The sequence below is a fragment of the Methanospirillum hungatei JF-1 genome (assembly GCF_000013445.1).
Classification (GTDB): Archaea; Halobacteriota; Methanomicrobia; order Methanomicrobiales; family Methanospirillaceae; genus Methanospirillum; species Methanospirillum hungatei.
On sequence record NC_007796.1, the window covers coordinates 2,350,529 to 2,369,940 of the forward strand.

Annotated in this window: 17 protein-coding genes; 8 read left to right on the forward strand and 9 right to left on the reverse strand. The window is 47.8% G+C overall.

Annotated elements, in window-relative coordinates:
- Window positions 1-49 precede the first annotated feature (49 nt).
- Window positions 50-1,390: a DJ-1/PfpI family protein gene (locus tag MHUN_RS10775; protein WP_011449041.1), complete on the forward strand. Its 1,341-nt coding sequence runs from the start codon at window positions 50-52 to the stop codon at window positions 1,388-1,390.
- On the opposite strand, the gene MHUN_RS10780 is transcribed toward MHUN_RS10775, so the two are convergent.
- From MHUN_RS10780 to MHUN_RS10790, 3 genes are read right to left on the reverse strand one after another with little or no spacing between them, the layout of a single operon-like run.
- On the reverse strand, window positions 1,391-3,262 hold the full coding sequence (locus MHUN_RS10780) for a clostripain-related cysteine peptidase (protein WP_011449042.1): 1,872 nt from the start codon (window positions 3,260-3,262) through the stop codon (window positions 1,391-1,393).
- A gap of 56 nt (window positions 3,263-3,318) precedes the next feature.
- Complete coding sequence (locus MHUN_RS10785; protein ID WP_011449043.1) at window positions 3,319-4,263, reverse strand: tetratricopeptide repeat protein; 945 nt, start codon at window positions 4,261-4,263, stop codon at window positions 3,319-3,321.
- A 57-nt stretch (window positions 4,264-4,320) separates the two neighbouring features.
- Window positions 4,321-5,736, reverse strand: a complete 1,416-nt coding sequence (locus tag MHUN_RS10790; RefSeq protein ID WP_011449044.1) for a tetratricopeptide repeat protein — start codon at window positions 5,734-5,736, stop codon at window positions 4,321-4,323.
- A 223-nt stretch (window positions 5,737-5,959) separates the two neighbouring features.
- Here MHUN_RS10790 and MHUN_RS10795 point away from each other — a divergent pair, with 223 nt between their 5' ends.
- The 7 genes from MHUN_RS10795 (at window position 5,960) to MHUN_RS10825 (ending at window position 14,449) form a co-directional block, all read left to right on the forward strand.
- Entirely contained in the window at window positions 5,960-7,192 is a 1,233-nt protein-coding gene (locus tag MHUN_RS10795) for an exonuclease SbcCD subunit D C-terminal domain-containing protein (protein WP_011449045.1), read from the forward strand.
- Window positions 7,146-10,856, forward strand: coding sequence for an AAA family ATPase (locus tag MHUN_RS10800; RefSeq protein ID WP_048067463.1), 3,711 nt, complete (start codon window positions 7,146-7,148; stop codon window positions 10,854-10,856). Before MHUN_RS10795 ends, MHUN_RS10800 begins: the two co-directional genes overlap by 47 nt.
- 41 nt (window positions 10,857-10,897) lie before the next feature.
- The gene (locus MHUN_RS10805) at window positions 10,898-11,254 is read left to right on the forward strand and encodes a hypothetical protein (protein ID WP_011449047.1); all 357 of its coding nucleotides are present in this window, start codon (window positions 10,898-10,900) and stop codon (window positions 11,252-11,254) included.
- Window positions 11,255-11,528: 274 nt separating this feature from the next.
- Window positions 11,529-11,972, forward strand: coding sequence for a formylmethanofuran dehydrogenase subunit E family protein (locus tag MHUN_RS10810; RefSeq protein WP_048067998.1), 444 nt, complete (start codon window positions 11,529-11,531; stop codon window positions 11,970-11,972).
- Complete coding sequence (locus tag MHUN_RS10815; protein ID WP_011449049.1) at window positions 11,969-12,712, forward strand: metal ABC transporter ATP-binding protein; 744 nt, start codon at window positions 11,969-11,971, stop codon at window positions 12,710-12,712. The genes MHUN_RS10810 and MHUN_RS10815 overlap by 4 nt, the downstream gene beginning before the upstream one ends.
- Window positions 12,712-13,542 (forward strand): metal ABC transporter permease, encoded by an 831-nt coding sequence (locus MHUN_RS10820; RefSeq protein ID WP_011449050.1) that lies wholly within the window; start codon window positions 12,712-12,714, stop codon window positions 13,540-13,542. Before MHUN_RS10815 ends, MHUN_RS10820 begins: the two co-directional genes overlap by 1 nt.
- A gap of 25 nt (window positions 13,543-13,567) precedes the next feature.
- Window positions 13,568-14,449, forward strand: a complete 882-nt coding sequence (locus tag MHUN_RS10825; protein WP_011449051.1) for a metal ABC transporter solute-binding protein, Zn/Mn family — start codon at window positions 13,568-13,570, stop codon at window positions 14,447-14,449.
- 224 nt (window positions 14,450-14,673) lie between these two features.
- Here the strand turns inward: MHUN_RS10825 and MHUN_RS10830 are convergent, their stop codons facing one another.
- From MHUN_RS10830 to mobB, 6 genes are all read right to left on the reverse strand, one after another.
- The gene (locus MHUN_RS10830; RefSeq protein ID WP_011449052.1) at window positions 14,674-15,507 is read right to left on the reverse strand and encodes a metal ABC transporter permease; all 834 of its coding nucleotides are present in this window, start codon (window positions 15,505-15,507) and stop codon (window positions 14,674-14,676) included.
- Window positions 15,504-16,280, reverse strand: a complete 777-nt coding sequence (locus tag MHUN_RS10835; RefSeq protein ID WP_011449053.1) for a metal ABC transporter ATP-binding protein — start codon at window positions 16,278-16,280, stop codon at window positions 15,504-15,506. The genes MHUN_RS10830 and MHUN_RS10835 overlap by 4 nt, the downstream gene beginning before the upstream one ends.
- Complete coding sequence (locus tag MHUN_RS10840; protein ID WP_011449054.1) at window positions 16,277-17,248, reverse strand: metal ABC transporter solute-binding protein, Zn/Mn family; 972 nt, start codon at window positions 17,246-17,248, stop codon at window positions 16,277-16,279. Before MHUN_RS10840 ends, MHUN_RS10835 begins: the two co-directional genes overlap by 4 nt.
- A 2-nt stretch (window positions 17,249-17,250) precedes the next feature.
- On the reverse strand, window positions 17,251-17,667 hold the full coding sequence (locus tag MHUN_RS10845) for a metal-dependent transcriptional regulator (RefSeq protein WP_158498218.1): 417 nt from the start codon (window positions 17,665-17,667) through the stop codon (window positions 17,251-17,253).
- Between the two features lie 90 nt (window positions 17,668-17,757).
- Entirely contained in the window at window positions 17,758-18,690 is a 933-nt protein-coding gene (locus tag MHUN_RS10850; protein WP_011449056.1) for a hypothetical protein, read from the reverse strand.
- Window positions 18,687-19,382: a molybdopterin-guanine dinucleotide biosynthesis protein B gene (gene mobB, locus MHUN_RS17680; protein ID WP_011449057.1), complete on the reverse strand. Its 696-nt coding sequence runs from the start codon at window positions 19,380-19,382 to the stop codon at window positions 18,687-18,689. The genes MHUN_RS10850 and mobB overlap by 4 nt, the downstream gene beginning before the upstream one ends.
- Window positions 19,383-19,412 lie beyond the last annotated feature (30 nt).

Sequence of the window (19,412 nt, forward strand, 5' to 3'; positions counted from 1 at the left end):
CATTATACTATTATTTCTTCCTTTTGAGAACAGATGAGGTCAGTGATCCATGAAAAAGATACTGCTACTCGTAATTGTCATTCTGTTATCCGGCCAGGGAATGGCATCAGAAACCATATCTGACCCGGCAATACAGGCTCTTGTAGTCATTCCGTCTGCGGGTTTTGACGAAGAGTCATTTCAGACGGTGGTTCGTGAACTCACATTATATGATATCGCCTGGACTCTTGCAGCCCCTGATCCTGTCAGTCAATTGATATCTGATACAGAAGTACAGTCACTTGACAGCATTTCTGACATGATAACCAATGAGACAGCAATCATTGTCATCGGGGGCAGTGATATGAGTTCTCTTTTCAGCTCTGAACCGCTCAACCGGATATTAGAAAAGGGTTCCCAGGCAGGATCGATCTGTGCCGGGATCGGGAACGGGACTCTGGCTCTGGCGAATGCAGGGATCCTGAACGGGGTAAAGGTATCGGCTCCTGATGAGAATAGCCGTGTATTTCTGGAACAATCAGGTGCTATCCCGGATCAGGCAGAAGGAGTGATTACCGATACCATCATCACGGCACAGGGACCTGCATCAGCACAAACCTGGACAGATATTATTGTCAGGGAGATCATCGCCCGTGAAATCACAAATAATCTCGGGGTTTTATATCTTGGAGACCAGGAGAATGGAAAATCAGTGTATGTCATTCCTGAGCGTCTCCGATCAGCGGTCGTGTCAGGGATCAGGGAGGGTCAGGTCAGTGATACGTGGGCAGGTGAGTCATTTGGCATCCCGGCCCTGAATACATCAGTTCAGGTTCCGGTACGGGGGGACTGGATACTTACCATCTCACCGGAGAATAATGTATGCCTGCTCTATGAACAGTTTACCGGGGCAACCATTCCGTATGGGTCGGTTGTTTATATCGATCCCTCCCTGCTTGGGGCAAAAAGAGACTTTTCAACAAACAAAGTTCCAATTGAGGGGATGATCCAGGATATCACCTTCAAAGATGTATACCAGAATTCGAATGAGTATAATGAGTCTAACAGGACTCTTAGGAACTGGACGATTGAAGTGAATAACACGAACAGCAGTGTGAAAAAGTCAGTTGCCCTCCTCTTTGATGACATCAGAATTGCAGAGATCACCTGGGAAGATCTTACCCTTCGAACCTGTATTGAGGGGAACGGCGTAGGAAGCGGGATTCTGGATATCCTCAAAACACAGGGTGACGGTGATTCAAGTATAGCCTACGATGAGGAGAAGATTGAAGGGTCGGGCTGTTATGAAGTGGTTATTAGTGTGGATGCCCCAAAAGGGATCACGGCATATCTTACCCTCTTTGGTAAGGAGGGGGATATACTGAGAGAGAAAGAGATCGTTATTCCCTGATCAGCAGGGCAGATCCAATCTCTTTCTCTGTCCCTCCGCACGGTTACCGTGCATATCTGTTGCAACCAGGAAATAATCGTACGAACCGCAGGCCACAGCCTCATAACTGGTGACGACGTCCTCATTGAGTTCAAACGGATGGGAGGCTACCGGCTTCCAGGTTCTTTCTCCGTTTTTAGACTGAACCACTGCATATGGGATGAGACCAATACCTGCCATATCAGATATGGAATTCAGCCTGCCTGAACGGGCGACTTTCAGGATATTTTCCTCATCAGGTCCAAGATATAGAAAGAACATGGTTGTCCGACCAGTGGTACTCTCGAAGTAGATGTCTATACAGATCCATGACTCATCAGGATCATCCTCTTTTGAGATCCGGGAAAATGCATAATACTCCTCAGTCTGATTATCAACTCTTCGCTGGAAGAAAACCGGCATAATCTGAATCTTCCCGGTCTTTGGATCCTTCAGATGAAATGCCCTCCCGTCCCACTCAGGGAGAACATACTCACCGGATGGATAAGCGTATGCCGGTTCTGCACCAAGAAGGACATCACCATCAGCATTATGACGGACAAATTCTATCTGGACGGTGGCATATCCATCATCCCTGACCAGAATCCCATTTTCTGAATTGGTCAATACCGGCCGTTCTTTGTCAGAGAGGACAGATCTGAAGAACTGTATCAGGAATGAGTACCATTCTTCGGATATCGCTATGACCGGTGAGTATTCAAAGATATGTTCAAGGATTATTTCCTTGTGAACCGGTGAGAAGATTGAGAGACCATGTGCATACGGTCGTTTCTGCTCGGTGTGATAGAGAACTGCATCGGATACTGACTGGATAAGCGAATCTGAAGCAGGATGCATGGCAGGGAGTGCATTCCCGATATTTTTGGCAAATGAGATGATATCCAGCGTATATGATATGAAGATCCGCTCATCTGTCTTCAGGCTCATATACATCTGAAGTCCAAATTCCCCGGAATTGGTAAGGATCTCTTCGATGATCCGCTTTCCTTCAGGATCTTTGTATACCGTTTGTAATGAACGGGAGAAATCATCCAGTGAACTGATAACCGCTGGAATGGCATCTATATCAATCAAGGAGAGCGTTGCAGGGCTGTTTGGTACCTGGTATCTGATATAACCATCAATGATATGGATACCAAGTTCTTTTGGATCAATTGATGGATTGTTCACCAGCTCATGGGCAATCATAGAGTAATTCCATCCACGTGAGGGCTCCGTCTCTTCAGATGCGAGGAGATACCGGGTCGTGCCTGACAACGCATCTGCAACCTCTATGGTCCCCATCAGGCAGGTATCAAGACCGATCAGATCAAAATGGATTCCGGATCTGGCAAGAGCGTCTTTCAGATCAGGAAGCGGGATATTCCCGGTATCATAATTTTCATCAGGAAATGCTCCCTTGTATGCCGCTCCATGACCGCTCATGATCAGGTATGTTCGTTCGGCATTTCTCCACGGCTCAAGGAGGGATAAAAACTCCTGAAATGATTCCTTTGTGCCCATATTGTAATCAGGATATGAACGGGTATACGTATCCCAGGAGTCATACCGGCCATTATCCTGAAAATCAGACGTTGCATCGGCAAGAGAATATACCCGCATACCACGCCATCCCTCCTTATCAGCTCCGCCATATGCGATGATGACGGTGAGATTTGGGTTTCCTGAACCATACCCCTCCCGCATATCAAGAAGGTTCTGGGTGATAAACCCATAATCTCCAAGACGATTTTGAGACTCAATATCATTTCCGACCAGATAAAAGGCAAGAAGTGTTCCATGATACTCATATGAGGGTTCCTCAATATCAGATACCACCGGGAATCCAACCATGGATAACCCCAGAGCTATGAGGAGGCAGTATAAAAGATGCGGGTAACTGGATTTACTCATAATTCAGATCCATCAGAGATATTGGTCAGACGCTGCCGGATTTCAGAATCATTTGGATTCAGACTGAGTGCCTGCTCATATGCATGATGTGCTTCAGTTCTCCGGTTCAAATCTTCCAGGAGTCGTCCCTTCTCCTTCCAGAGCAGGAATGAAGAGGGATTTGCAATCAGGCCCGTTGTAATCACCACAAGTGCGTCATCCCCTTTTCCTGATCTTTCATACAGATCAGATATTACGAGATACGCCTCGATAAACCCCGGGTCAATGGATACCGTATGATTCAGACTGGATAAGGCCCCGGTTTCATCGCCAAGCATGAACAGGCTTTTTCCCTCCCAGTAATGAGCCGACGGTAAATCAGGACGTAATGAAAGACTCTGCTGACAGGCATCACGGGCATCCTCATACGAACCTGTCCCATAGAGTGCTGCTCCATATCCGGCCCAGGCAAGAGCATCGGTAGTATTCAGCTCGAGTGCCTTCTCATAACTGGCAACCGCATCCGGATATTTTTGAAGGGATGTCTGGATTGTTCCCTGCAGAAGATACCCCTGCCATTCATCCGGATGGCGAAACAGGAACTCTTCTAAAGATATGAGGGCCTGCTCTTGTTCTCCTGCACCTGATTGTGCACGGGCAAGACCCAGCCAGCCGGGAGATGAATCCGGATCGGCCTGGAGAACCTGATCAAATGCTCTGGTGGCCTCGGAAAATGATCCATTTAAAAGGAAACGTTCCCCTTCGGCAAGAAGGTCATCTGCCGTTCCATCACTTCTGGAGTACCCTGTAGTCAGGGTATTGAGAACTCCGGTAAAAAGACCCTTGTCTATGCTCTCCGGTGGTGACGAGTTATCGCAAAGGGCAGAGGGAATAATCACCAGGAGAAGCCCGCACCAAACAAGCATTATTGCTCTCATCAGCAGAGTATGTAATCCAGGCATATGCCACCAATGAGGAATCGGAGTTATACCGGATAAAAATTTCTAAAAAAGGGTAAATTATTCCTGGGTACATGTCGGAACAGGAGAGACCTCCGGATATACCGAGCCACTGCTGCTCTGTCCTGATGACTCTTTCAGTTTTGACAGGAAGGAGATATAATCCCCGTTATCGGGTGCCAGGTCCACGGCTTTTTGTGCTGCTGCAATTGCATCCTGAATAGGGGCCCCGCTATCATAGAGTAGTTTAGCCTTGAGATAATAATCACCGGCCAGGTACTGCGGATCATCATGAGCAATGACGAAGTCAATGGATTGTAGAGCATCGGAATATCTCTTCAGATACTCCTCTATCTGTGCCTTTAATGTGTAAAGTATTGCCAACTGAGAATTATTGGCAGAACCTGTTGCTGATGATACCGCGTATTTTACCTGTTCCAGGGCCTCTTCTTCACGACCATCATACCCGTAAAAGAGAACCTTAGCATAGCCATACAGCGCAACAAAATCTGAAGGATCTAATTGCAGTGCGGTCTTGAAATTCTGTTCAGCCTGCTTATACTGCTTTTTTGTCAGATAGTCGAGTCCGTCATTAATCAATTGATTTATATCTCCCCCTGAACTTACCGGGACTGTTATCGGCGTCTGGTATGGCTGAACTGTTGGCATCATTGTCGGTGCCATGGTATAGCCGGGCATCATTCCCTGAGTCGGCATCGGTGTTGGCTGGGGATACTGCTGGTACTGAGGGTAGGAGGAATAGGGATTATATCCGGTATATTGTGGGAACTGATCGGCGTTCTCATACGGAAGCTGATATCCAGTTGACCCGTCCCAGCCATACGAGTAGGGATACCAGGCATACTCACTCTCATCATTCATTGGCATGCCAAAGACGTCATACACCATACCCGGGTAATAGGAGTATCCGGGGTAGTATTTTTCTTCAGTATCACGCTCAATGAACCGGAAAGACTCAATCATTGGATCAATCAGGATTTTTTCCGCTTCAAACTGATCTGCGCGGTTATCATAGTTCACGGAGAATGATCTGCCGTCTTTTACGGTTGTAATCGTGTATGTTCTGACCGGGGTATCATTCCTGACCCACTGGTAATCAAGGAAGAAGGCATCATTATCTCCAAGGACCCCTGCCCCGCTTGATACCACCGTTCCTTCAGGGAGGAGAGAGACTGAAGAAACCAGGTCAGACGTCAGGTCTTCCAGCTGCTGGTCAGTTGTTCTTACCACGATGGTAATCATCGTGACATTATTCGGAGTCTGAACCGCTAATTCCCTCGTATCTGCATCTGCAGCATACACCAGGGAGGCACCCTCCGGATAGGCAAAGGAAAACCCGGCGGTTGTATCGTTATAGGTGAGATACGAGACCTCTTCGGCGGTACAGATACCAGACATCATCACTAGCACAAGCAGAGTGATGGTGATCGAATAGACATGAGAAAGAGATCCCATATTCCAATATAACCAGAGTGTACTTTAAGGTATTTGCATCAGTCTGACATGTGGATGACACCATACGATACTGGACCGAAAGAGTTCTTCAAATCATCTATGTATGAAGAAACCGGGTGAATTCCATACCCTGTCCAATAAACTCTAATCCTTTTCCGTCCAACTTTTTTTGAATGGTTTTTCGAGTAATGATCTTAATCAGGTATTATCCGGAGATACCTGAATGAAGATCCTCCATACCTCGGACTGGCACCTCGGGAACCAGATCTGCGGGCGTAAACGATACGATGAACACGAACAATTCCTCTCATGGCTCTTATCCCTCATTAACCGGGAAGGGGTTGATATCCTCATCGTTGCAGGAGATATATTTGATACAACCACCCCGCCGAACCGTTCCCTGGAGCAATATTACCAGTTCCTTGCAAGAGCTGCCGGATCCTCCTGCAGGCAGATCATCATTACCGCCGGAAACCATGACTCCCCCTCCCTTATTGCAGCACCACGGGAGCTCTGCAAATACCTGAATATCACCGTCGTCGGTCAGGTGCCGGATGATCCTGAGGAACTTATCACCATATTGAAAGACCAGGACGGGAGACCCGAACTTATCATCTGTCCGGTCCCGTACCTCCGTGACCGGGATGTCAGAACCATGCAGGCAGGGGAGAGTGCCGGAGAGAAGGCGGCAAACCTTATTGAAGGGATAAAAGCCCGATATCATGCAATTGGTTCCTGTGCAGAAAAGATGCGGGAGGAGATGGGAGATTTCATCCCGATTATTGCAACCGGACATCTGTTTGCTGCAGGAGGCATAACCAGGGAAGATGACGGCTGTCGTGACCTGTACCTGGGAACACTCGCCAGTGTCGGGGCTGATGCGTTTCCTTCCTGCATCGATTACCTGGCGCTCGGTCACCTGCACCTTCCCCAGAGAGTATGTGGGAATGACCGGATGCGATACAGTGGTGCACCCCTGCCTATGGGATTTGGAGAGGCCGGGCAGACGAAATCGGTCCTCATGCTTGATGTGCAGGATTCACGCAATATGTCGGTGAAAGAGATCCCGGTCCCGGTATTTCAACAATTACGCAGAATATCAGGAGCGTTTGAAGAGGTATTAAAGGAACTTGGCAGATTGAAGATGGAGTACTCTCCTGCCCTGGTTGAGGTAATTCTTGAAGATCCCCGTATCATTCCAGACGCGTCGGAGAGGATCCGAACCACTATTCAGGGATCACCTGTTGAGGTCCTGAAAGTGAAAGCTCAGCGGATATCTGCACAGGCAATGCAACCTGAACGTGCTGAAGAGTCCCTGGCCGGGCTTTCTCCTGAAGAGGTATTTCACAGACGGCTTGATGCTGCAGAAATCCCGAAGGAAGAACGTCAGGAACTTCTTGAATCATTCCATGAAATCTACTCAGAACTGCTGGAAGAGGACACCAATTCGGAGTGACGAGATGAAGATCCTGCAACTGAAATTTTCAAACCTGAATTCCCTTGCCGGTGACTGGACCATCGACTTTTCCAATCCCGCATTTACCTCTTCCGGTATTTTTCTGATCACAGGCCCGACCGGATCAGGGAAAACGACCGTTCTTGATGCCATCTGTCTGGCACTGTACGGGAAAACACCCCGGCTTGGGAAAGTTACCAAAACGAACAATCATATCATGACCAGGCATACCGGTGAATGTTCTGCCGAAGTCGTATTTGAATCTCAAAAAGGGAGATTTGTCTGTCACTGGAACCAGCGGCGGGCAAAAAATAAGCCGGACGGTGAGCTGCAGCCCCCGCAGCATGAGATCAGCCGGGCTGATACCAAAGAGATACTGGCTTCAAAGATAAACCAGGTCCAGGAGATTGTGAAAGAAGTAACCGGCATGGACTATGACCAGTTTACGAGATCCATCCTTCTTGCCCAAGGGGGATTTGCCGCTTTTCTTCAGGCCGGGGCAGATGAACGGGCACCAATCCTTGAGCAGATAACCGGAACAGCCATCTATTCAAAGTTATCAGAAAAGACTTATGAGCGATACACGAGTGAGCGGGAAAAACTTGAGCAGGTAACCCGTGAATGTGATCTCATATCTATCCTTTCTCCTGAAGAAAAGGAGAGCATAGAGCAGCAGATAGAGGAACTCCGGAAGGCTGCAGCAGGGAAAGATGTTATGATCATCCGGACCAATGAGGCCATCCAGTGGATTGAAACACTTGAGAAACTCCGCAGTGAAATCGATGGTCTTGAGACGGATGCAAAACACCTTGACGAGAAAAAGGCTGCCTTCGAGCCTTCCAGAATAGCACTTCTTGCAGCACAGAAAGCGGCATCATTCCAGGGGTTATATGCCCCGCTTGAGTTGAAACGGGAGACACTTCAAAAGGATACCAGACAGTATGAAGAAACAGCCCGTATGAGAGACTCACTCAAGGCTTCGCTTCCCGACGTTGAGAGTCTGGTTCTGAGTGCTAAAACCGAAATGGACCAGGCTGAACGGGAACGAGAAGAAGGATATGTACTCATCAATGAGATCAGGACCCTTGATAAACAGATCAGAGAGAAGGAATCAGAGCTGTATAAAAAGAAAGAAGAATTAAAGGGACTACAGGACCTTCTGGCAGGATATACGAGTGAGCAGGAACTGGCAGAAAAGAAACAACAGACAATTTTAAGAGAAAAAAGTGATGCTGCCAGGTATATTGATCAAAATGCCAGGGATGCAGTCATCAGGGATATCTATTCAGGAACTGAAGAGAAGATCCACCAGATCCTGAATGAGATGAAAACAATCGGGAGGTTGAACAAAGACTGCTCGGAGCAGAAACGACTGGTTCATTCAAAGAGACAGGACCTGGAAGACCTCAAAAAGGACCGGGAGAAGAAGCAACAAGCATTACAGGTACTTGAAGACCAGCAAAAAATCCGAGAAGGAGAACTCGAAAAAATTCTGTCCGGCACCACAATCGGAGAACTGCGACAGAGGCGTGATGATAAAAAGGTCAGAATTGAACATCTGAACCGGCTGAAAGAAATTTTGACCGGAAAAAGAGAGATATCTGCAAATAAAGAAGCACTAAGTCTGAAACGGGATGACCTTATCCATTACCTGCAGTCATCCGGATATGAAAAAGAACGCCTCGGGTCAGATCTCAAACATCGTGAAGAACTCCTGACTACAAAGCGGACGGCTGCATTCCTAGCAGCGAAGGTCAGAGATCTCGCCACAGAGAGAAATCAGCTTGTAGACGGAGAACCCTGTCCACTGTGTGGCTCCCTTCACCATCCATTTGTAACAGAACAGGAGATTAAACCTGATGAGATCATCAGTGATTTTGTAGAAGAAGAAAAGAAGATCAAGGATCTTACCAGGGAACTGACCAGCCTTACGGCAATAATTGCTGAAAAAGAAGGTGAGCTCAAAAGATGCACTGAGGATATCACCGAATGCGACGCTCAACTGAATGAACTGAACCGGGCATGGAAAGAGGGGGCTGAACTCCATGGCATACATGCAGAAACCGATGAAAGAACCCTTGAATCATGCATAAAATCTGCTGCATCAGAACTCGGGAGTCTCGAGGCAACACTCCGTACTGCAGAGCAATATGACGAGCAGATCAAAAAAGCATCTCCCCTTATTAGTACGAACCGGGAAACCCTGATCTCCCTTGAGAAGAACTACAGGGAGAAGGAGTTTGAGATTATATCAGGTGAAACCAGAATCGGGGAGATACAGGAGCTGATTGCAGCCAGTGAATCGAAGATATCCACCTCTTTTCTAGAACTGCAGCCAGTACTTGCCGATCTCGGGTGTTCCATAAATCAGGATACCAACATGCCGGCACTCCTGCTCACTTTGAAGAACCGACAAAAAAGATTTCAGGAGCAGGAAGACAGGATAAAGTCCTGTGAAGTCGGGCTTCAGGAATTACATGCAAAATTGAGTGGTCTCATTGCAAGGATATCTGAAAAAACCAATGAGATAACCAGAACGCATGAAGCCATAAAGGAGAAGGAATTAACGCTGCATGCCCTGAAAAACGAGCGAAACAATAAATTTGGAGAGAAGGATACTGACTGTGAAGAGAAGCGTCTGGCCGAAGCGGTTAAAAAAGCCAGCGAGATATTCGAGACCAGGCAGAAGGAGAAGAACGATCTCTCCAACCGGCTGCAATCACTCGAAGGTCTTCTTTCAGATCTTGAGAAACGAATTTCAGAAGCTCAACAGGACATCAGTTCATCTCTTGACGAATTTCTCTCCCATATCCGACAGGCAGGATTTCAAGACGAAGAGGCATATACATCTGCCCTGATGAAGCAGGAAGAGATGGTCCGGCTTGAAAAGGTATGGGAAGATATCAGAACCGAAGAGACCCGGATACGAGAGCGGAAAATATCTGCAGAAACCAGGTATGTGGAAGAGCAGAAGAAAAATCTCACGACAAAACCGGCTTTGGACCTGAAAGCAGACCTAGAGGAGTTACAGAAACAAAAAGACCTATATATAGCAGATATTGGGAAGAACCAGGAGAAACTTATCAGACATGAAGAGATGGTACGGCAGCAGCGTGAGAAGATTGCCATCCGGGATGCCCGGCAGCGGGAGGTGAATAAATGGCACCGTCTCAATGAGCTCATCGGTTCAGCGGATGGGAAGAAATTCAGGGTGTTTGCCCAGGGACTCACATTCTGTATTCTCCTCAGTCATGCAAACCAGCATTTACAACGCATGACCGACCGGTACATCCTTATTCAGGACAAGGATCTCCCCCTGGACATGCAGGTCATCGACACCTGGCAGGGTGGTGTGGTCAGGTCAGTAAAGAACCTGTCAGGAGGAGAGATTTTCATGGTCAGTCTTGCCCTGGCTCTTGGCCTTTCACATATGGCAAGTCAGAATGTCAGGGTTGATTCCCTCTTCCTTGATGAAGGATTTGGAACGCTTGATGATGATGCTCTTGAAACCGCCCTTTCCACGTTATCCGGTCTTGAGCAGGAGGGGAAACTCATCGGCGTTATCTCGCATGTATCGGCACTCAAAGAGAGGATCCCTGTCCGTATATCAATAGAGAAAGGAAGCAACGGAAGGAGTACAATTCTTCTTCCCTATCTCTTCTGAATGAATGAAACCTTTATCTTTGTTGATTTCCATTTCCATGTATGGCACCATCAGAGTGGTATACCGCGATTCTCCTCATCCTTCTCTCCGGTCTTGTTATATCCGGAGTGAGTGCAGCAGTTATTGACTCATCATATGTGTACGGGCATCCGCCCAGTGCAGGTAACATTGTCCTGAACTTTGACAATACCGGCAATGACCTGGACGCGGTTGTGATTGTCACTCTTGGCGGAAATGCCGATCCGCTCTATGCGATATATATTCCTGCGGAGGATTATGGCAGTATCAAGAGTATTGGTCAGGGACGATTTGATGTGTATTTGAACTCGGGGTGGACTGGGACGAGCGGAACCGTATCTTCCAGGATGGGAAGTTTTACAAGATCTCAACCCCGGTGATTCTGAAGGACAATAAGGATAGCTACACGGTGTACCTCTATGATAAAGAGGGAAAACCTAAGAGAGTGAAAGAAATAACGCAGAAAGAGATGCCGGATATCAGGCCACGGATCTGATTCCGGATTATTTTACCCTGTTTTCACACCCTTTATAAATATTTGATACAAATACGCTATTTTACATAATTTTACAGCATATGATAATACGGCCCGATCATTCTTCTCAAAGGATATGAATAGTACATTTTTTGTGTTACAAACAAAGATAGATGATCATGAAATGGCATGAACACTGCCACTATATGGAGCTCCCCCGTGAATACCCTGTTACGGAACTTGCCAGATTTCATGGACATCTGGGCCCGTTTATTGTAATCGGGTACCGGATGGGAAGATATGCATTACAAAAATTAGGTGACAATCCCTTTGCCATGAAGGCCAGTATCTATTGTTCAGGCACTACCCCGCAGTCGTGCCTCGCTGATGGCGTTCAGCTGGGAAGCGGATGCACCCTTGGAAAAGGCAATATTGAGATCGTGAAATCTGATGTCGTGTACACCGAGTTCTCATCTGATGGAGTGAAAATCCGTCTAAAGCCACTGGCATTAAAACAGTTGCCCCAGGATACACCGGATTATGAACTCGAGATCGAGAAATATGCTGCTGACCTGTATTCTCTCCCTGATGACCAGCTCTTCTCGGTTGAGGTCCTCTCATGACCTGTGGCAAAGACCACATCATCCAGCTCAAAGAAGTATGGACCACCTATGAAGGCGCAGACCTTCCGGTCATAAAAGATGTCACCCTCAGGATAAAACCGGGCGAGTTTGTCGTGATTGGGGGTCCGAACGGAGCTGGTAAAACCACTCTCCTGGAAACAATTGCAGGACTGCTTCCGGTGGTCAATGGCAGCGTTCAGGTCTGTGGTCATGACGTCATCAAAGACGGGTGTGCTGCACGTAAGAAGATCGGGTATGTCATTCAGAATTTTGATTTTCACCCGTACACCCCGTTCACCGTTGAGGAGGTTGTCCTTATGGGACGGTACGGAAAGATTGGATGGCTGAAACGTCATTCCAGCAGGGACATGGACAAGGTCACATCGGCAATAAACCAGCTGGGCCTGAGCCTGATGCAAAAGAACCAGATCGGAAAACTCTCCGGAGGACAGCAGCAGAAGGTGCTTATTGCACAAAATCTAGCAAAGGATCCAGAGGTTCTTCTCCTCGATGAACCCTTCAGCAACCTTGACATGGTCACTCGGGAAGAAGTCAGCAGACTCCTCTGCCAGATAGCCGATGCAGGGATTCCGGTCCTTATCGTATCTCATGCATTTGACGCCCTGCCAGACCGGGACATCAGGGTTGTTGTCATGCAGCATGGGGAGATCATCCTCAATCAGCTCTCTCATCCGTCTGATGTTGGAAACCTGGTTCGTTCTGCCTCGGTGGCAGCCTGATGCTGGAATTTCTCATTCCAAATAATGTCATGTGCCATGCAGTGGAGGCGATGCTCTTTGCCTCCCTGGGCTGTGCGATATTAAGTGTCCTGATCACCCAGATGAACATCTCATCCATCGGGTTTACCATGTCCCATGCCGCTTTTGCCGGTGGATCAGTCGGGGCATTTTTCGGGTACGCAGTTCTCCCGTCAGCAGTATTAGTAAGTATCCTGACCGCTTTTCTGATGGGGCCACTCAGTGACCGGACCAGGATGCATACTGATACAACCCTGGGGGTGCTCTTCGGGACCATGATGGCCGTTGCTATCTTCTTTATTGCACTCATGCAGGGGACGGGAAAGGGCTTTGATGCAAGTTCACTCCTGTATGGGAATGTCATCTCCCTCTATCGGGAGGAGATCTATGCCCTGGCTGTCATCACCTGCACCATCCTCATATTCCTGATAATCTTTTACAAGGAGATAACCGCGATCGTCTTTCACAAACGTCTTGCCGAAATTGCGGGGATTCAGGTGAAACCGGTCTACTATGGGATCCTGTTTCTGATCTCAGTCATGGTTGCCCTGAGTATCCCAATCGTCGGCGGACTGCTCCTGTATGTCTGGCTGGTGACCCCAGCTGCGATCGCCTACCAGTTCTGTAATACTATGCGGAATATGTTCATCATGGCACCGGTTATTGCAGTTATTGTCAGTGTCACAGGTGCGATATGTGGTATTTTGTACTCCCTCCCGGTCGGCCCTCTGACGGCGGTGATTTTTAGCGGCCTGTTTGTCGGAGCAGTAGCAGTATCACCTAAGAGAAAGATAGTGTTTCACAATCATTAATACGAAAAATGAAGAAGTAATAATTATGAAGCATGCAGGATTATTGCTGATTCTAGGCATCATCATTGCTCTTATTCCGGGGGCAATGGCCCTGAACGTTGTAACAACGACCTCCGTCCTGTGGGATCCGGTTCATGAGATTGGGGGCGAGGATGTAAATGTCGTATACATCGCTGACCCGACCGTCTGCCCGCACCTGCAGGGAGATATTCTGCCAGGCCTGATTCAGAAGAATGCAGAGAATCTTGAGAAGGCAGATCTGTTCCTGGCCCATAACTCCAGTATGGATTTTGCAACCATGCAGGCGGTAGAAAAATTCCGTGACTCAAACGGGTTTGGAAAGACAAACTGGAAGATCCTGAAGCAGGACACTTCATGGAACACCCCTGATACCGCTGTGGAACTTGCAGACACGGTCCTTGGCTGGCTGAAAGCAGCAGATGCCACCAAAGCAAAGGCTTTTGATGAACGTGCACAGGCATACAAGGACAAGATTATGGCAGCAGGAACCCTGACCGATGAGGAGAAAGGTCTGCTTGCAAAGAAGTATGCAGTTGTCATGGCCTGGCAGAGAGAGCCGGTTGAGAAATGGCTTGGTCTGAATGTGGTTGATTTCTTTGCTCCGGAGTTCGCATTTGGTGGCAATAAGACACCGGCAAAGGTAGTTGACACATTGAAGGCAGATCCGCAGAAACTCTATGCACTGGATCTCCTGCCTGGTGGCGGAAAGATCTACGTGATTGAGAATATGCAGTCAGGCGAGATGGCAAAGGGTATTGCAGAGGCACTTGAAGATATGGCAATTTATGCAAATCGGGTCATATTTACCAACTTCCCGAAATCAGTAGAGGGCGTGGACTCAATTCCGGATGTGCTGACATATAACAAGAACCTGGTTCTCCAGTAACTCTTTTTTTTGTCTAGAAACTATAGTGATAATATTCATATAGATTATTACCCAACGGATAATAGTACTACTGTGATGATCTCAATGGTGGGAGTACATCAGAAAACCAGTATCAACCGATTCATCATTGCTCCATCAACATAATCACATAACACCCCGGACAGGTTCAGTACAGCCTGCAGGTCATCACATACCCACCAAAAAAAGGGGGATATTCCCCCTGTCTAATCAGTATTTTGCATATCTTTTCTAAACCCCCTCGCAATACTGCCTCCTCCCAATACCAGGAGGTACACGACTACACCAAGGAGAATGATGGTAGAGCCTGAGGGGATGTCAAAGATCCAGGAGAGAAAGATACCTGATGTTGTCAGAATCATGCTTATCAAAGTAGCCCTGACCATCATACCATTCAGTGTTCCTGAACATGGCCGGGCAATGGCTGCAGGGAGTGTCAGAAGGGCAATGACGAGGATGATACCGACAACCTGGATGAGAACCACTACTGATATCGCTATCAGGGACAGAACCACCAGATGAAGACTCCTGGTCGGCAGGTTTGAGATGGTGGCATACTCGGCATCAAATGCCACAGCCTGCAGTACAGGGTACAGAATCCAGAAGAGGAGGACAATACTGACCGCCAAAAGAGCGATCATCATCAGATGTTCTGGTGCGACCAGGAGAATATTGCCAAAGAGATAACTGAAGAGGTCGGGAGTATACCCAGGGGTCAGAGAGAGACAGAGGATACCAAAGGCCATCCCACCGGCCCAGAACGCACCGATGAGCGTGTCAATGTGCTCTTTTGCCCGTTCAATCAGCCCCCAGATGAGAGCAGCAATACCAAGGGTGAACCAGAAGGCACCGACAACCGGGTCAATACCCAGAAGATATCCAAGTCCAATCCCGCCAAAGGCTGCATGGGATATCCCCCCGGCTATCGATATCATATGCCTGACATAGATATAACTCCCGATGATGCCACAGATGACTGATGCCATAAGGCCGGAGAGAAGAGCGGACCGGAAAAATTCAAAGCTGAGTGCTTCAATCATGGATGATCTCCATGTCGCTCCAGTACCCGGTGTGGAATATCCCCATGGGTAATGAGATCAACCGGACACCCATAGGTTCGGGAGATCATCTCAGGTGCCACTTGATCACTCTCATGCATAAATAAACGCCGGTTCAGACAGGCAACCCGGTTAACGTGTCTGGAGACCACACCGATATCATGGGTTATCATTACAATGGTGATTTCCTTTGCTAACGAGGAGAGAAGTTCATAAAAGTGTTCTTCTGTCGGAGTATCCACATAGACCGTTGGTTCATCTAGAATGAGGATATCAGGGTTTCCGGCTAACGCCCGTGCAATCAAAGCCCGCTGCCGCTCCCCACCAGATAACTCGCGAACCGGCCGGGGCCCAAGGGGCTCAGCTGATAGCCTGGATAATGCCTTGTCTGCAGCAGCATGATCCTCATGAGTATATCGTCTGATAACCCCGCTCTTTCTCCCCATCATGCCGGTCAGAACCATTTCATGAACAGTAATCGGAAAGGAGAAATCAAATGCATGCATTTGAGGAACATATCCTATCCTGGCCCTGGTATCAGGTGTTGCCGGTGAGCCGAAAAGAAGGATCTCCCCGGTATCGCAGGGGATAAGACCGAGGATGGCCCTGACCAGTGTTGTTTTCCCGGCCCCGTTCGGACCGATGATAGCGAAAAAGTCACCTTTCCTGACCTGAAAGGTTATCGAATCCAGGACTTTTTGCTGATTCCTGATGATGGATACATTGGTAACCTCAATCACCGGTTCATGATTCATGATACCCCTGATATTCTCTCTGCTATCTGTCGCATGTTCTCAAGGTAATCCCCGGCAAGCGGACTGATAAGAACCATGGTCCCATTCAGCTCACGTGCCAGAGTCTCAGCCTGCTTCGTGGACTCTTCAGGTTCTGCAAAAACAATGGTTATTCCCATGGATTTTGCCTGTGTGATAAGATCTGCGAGCTGCTTTGCTGATGGTTCACGGCTGTTCTCTTCAACCGCCATCTGGGTCAGATCATAGTCCCTGCAGAAATATCCAAAAGCAGGATGAAATACGAGAATTGTCCTTGATTTTAACTCCTTGAATGATTCACGGATTTCCTGGTCAATATCTGCAAGGTTTTCGAGGTACTTGTCCCGGTTTGAATAGAACGTATCTCTCATCTCCGGTCGTGCATCGGCCATCGCTTCTGCAGTGGTATTGACGATACGGGCGGCATTCTGAAGTGACAGCCAGACGTGGGGGTCAAAATGATCAGACTCCTGATCCGCTTCTTCACCCTCATGCTCATGCGTATGTGCTACACGGTGGACCACGATGGTATGTGAGGCATTGATGATCGGCATATCCGGATAGATCCGGGTTATTCTCTCCATCCACCGGTTCTCAAACTCAATTCCTGAACCCAGTGCAATGTAGAGATCTGCAGACTCTAGACCGGCAATCTGTGACGGGGTCGGTTCAAAGGTATGCGGACTTGCCCCGGGCGGGACCATCACCAGCACTGAAACAGGATAATCACCTGCAACCGCTCTGATAAACTCCTCCTGGGGAGGGATGGTGCAGGCGACCACCAGGGAATGGGAAGGAGAGACTTCCTGCTGTTCAATGCAGCCACATACACAGAGAAAAAGAACAACCCAGCAGAGAACCAGAAATACCTGACTACAACGCCCAATATGATGAAAAATATGGCGGTTTTCCATCTTCCCGAATTGAAGCTTGAAGCTAATATTTTCCATTTTCAAACTCCGCAGCAGAGAGGATCATGGTCAATTACCCCACATGCCGCCCGGCTTGGATGACCTAATGAACGACATATCTGGTCGATATGAACCTTTGGAACCAGATGTTCTATCTTTTCAGCCTGGATACATGCATCATGTTCTGAAAGACCGGCACGGGTAAACATGAGTGAGAGGATACGGTGTCGACGCTGAAGAAAACGGGTCAGATCCTTACCGGCATCAGTAAGAAAGACCATTTTATAGGAGTCATACCGGATATACCCGGCTTGTCCAAGTTCATGGAGAGAACGTGTGACGGTAGAAGCCCGGATCCCAAAATTTTGTGCAATTTCACCGGGTTTTACTCCGGATTCGCGGGAATGGATGAACTTTAAAAACCTGATCTTCTGCGGTGTATCAATCCGGCCGGTCATATATTTCATATAGAACAGAAGAAGATATAAAGCTGCCAGCTAAAATTATGAAAATCCTGTCCTGAGTCAGAATTCAGAGAGGAACCTGAATCAGGAATCATATATTTCAGGATTTTGCCACTGCTTTAATGTCTTTTGTATCGTTTTCTTTCCAAACAGGGTATCCCGAAAGACTGGATCAGGGCGAATCCCGAGTTCTTCTGATACGGCGAATACACATGCATGTTTCACCAGGCAGGCTCTGCATTTCGGTCCAGGACCGCACCACGTTGAGCCGATGAGGTAGAGTGGCCGATCCAGATCCCAGGGATCTTCAGGTGAGAGCATCCTGGCAAGCCGCCGTGCTTTCATGGGCGTGATCCCGCTTCCATCCCCACATATCATCCGCCCCAGAACCCGTGAATCAACAATATCACCCACAATATCAAACGGCCCCTGGATAATCCCCAGGTCTTTTAATGTGCCAACAATAAGACATGCAATTGACCGGGGAATTCTGAGGAGTAAGAGCCGTTTGTATACCGACTCCGGATCCTGCTCATATCCGATCCATATCTGCCGGCCGTCACCTGCATAAAATCTGATCATCAGGGTAGCTATCGTATAAAGCCGGGAGTGAATCTTTGGTTCGGGATGGAGGTTATAATCAAAAAAACGTTCATCCCATCCCTCCTGGGTGTGATCAACAATCTCCTGCCACAGGGATTCAGGATTGTCCAAAACCTCCTCGGTGAAAAAAACCACATTATCCCATACATCCGTCTTTCCTGATCGATATTCAAGAAAACAAGCACATAAAAATGCATTTGCCTCTTTTCTGGTCATCTCTGATGAAAAAGTATCAGTGAGCAGGAAAGAGTCAGGAGCACGAAACCGTGGATGCTCCCTCGTCAGTCTGAACAAGGAATCAGATACGATCTGAAGTACTTCTCCGGTAACCTGGCTTATTTCAGCAGGATCCTGACCGGATACAGAACTCATGAGAGGGATTAACCGGGCCATGCGGGGGGTATGCTGTGTCATGACTGTAATAAGGGATGGAGTAATTTGAGTGCCTCAGAAAAGACTTCAACATCAGCATGAAGGGCAGGCATGGCCATGACCAGGTACACCGGGTACCGATCATCATACACCCACCTCTGTACCCTGGCACGTATTCCTGAAATCCGGTGATCACCTGCATATTGCTCCTCTATCTGTGAACAAAGGCCTGCTGCCTGAACATAATCAGAAGTATATCCGGTCCAAGATACGATCTGACAATGCAGGTATTCCTCACTCAATTCTTTCATAAGACCAGCCATAGTATACCAGTCATCAAACTGATCAAGGGCCGCCAGAACGTCAGGGATTTGCGGATTTTTTAACAGGTATTTCCCGTCCAGGTCACCAATAAGTATCTTCTGAAAGGGTCTTTTTTTAAATCCTTCAATTACTGTATACCTGATCCCTGAATCTGACAGATGGTTTAACGCATCATCCAGATTGGTACTGTGAAAAGAAGCTGATGTTTTCTCGTCATCTATTCCGATTGCCGGGTCGGCTCCGGCCTCAAAATGAAGTGTCGTATCCTTCCCAAGTGGAAGAACATTATAATGACTCCCGATATGCTTGATAGTTGCCGTTCTGCCACGATGTACAAGATGTGAACAGAGCTCAAGGATGAATGTTGTTTTCCCTGAACCAGACCATCCTGCAATATGAATCACTTTCATAAAAAAGACACCCCACCCTTACCAAGAACC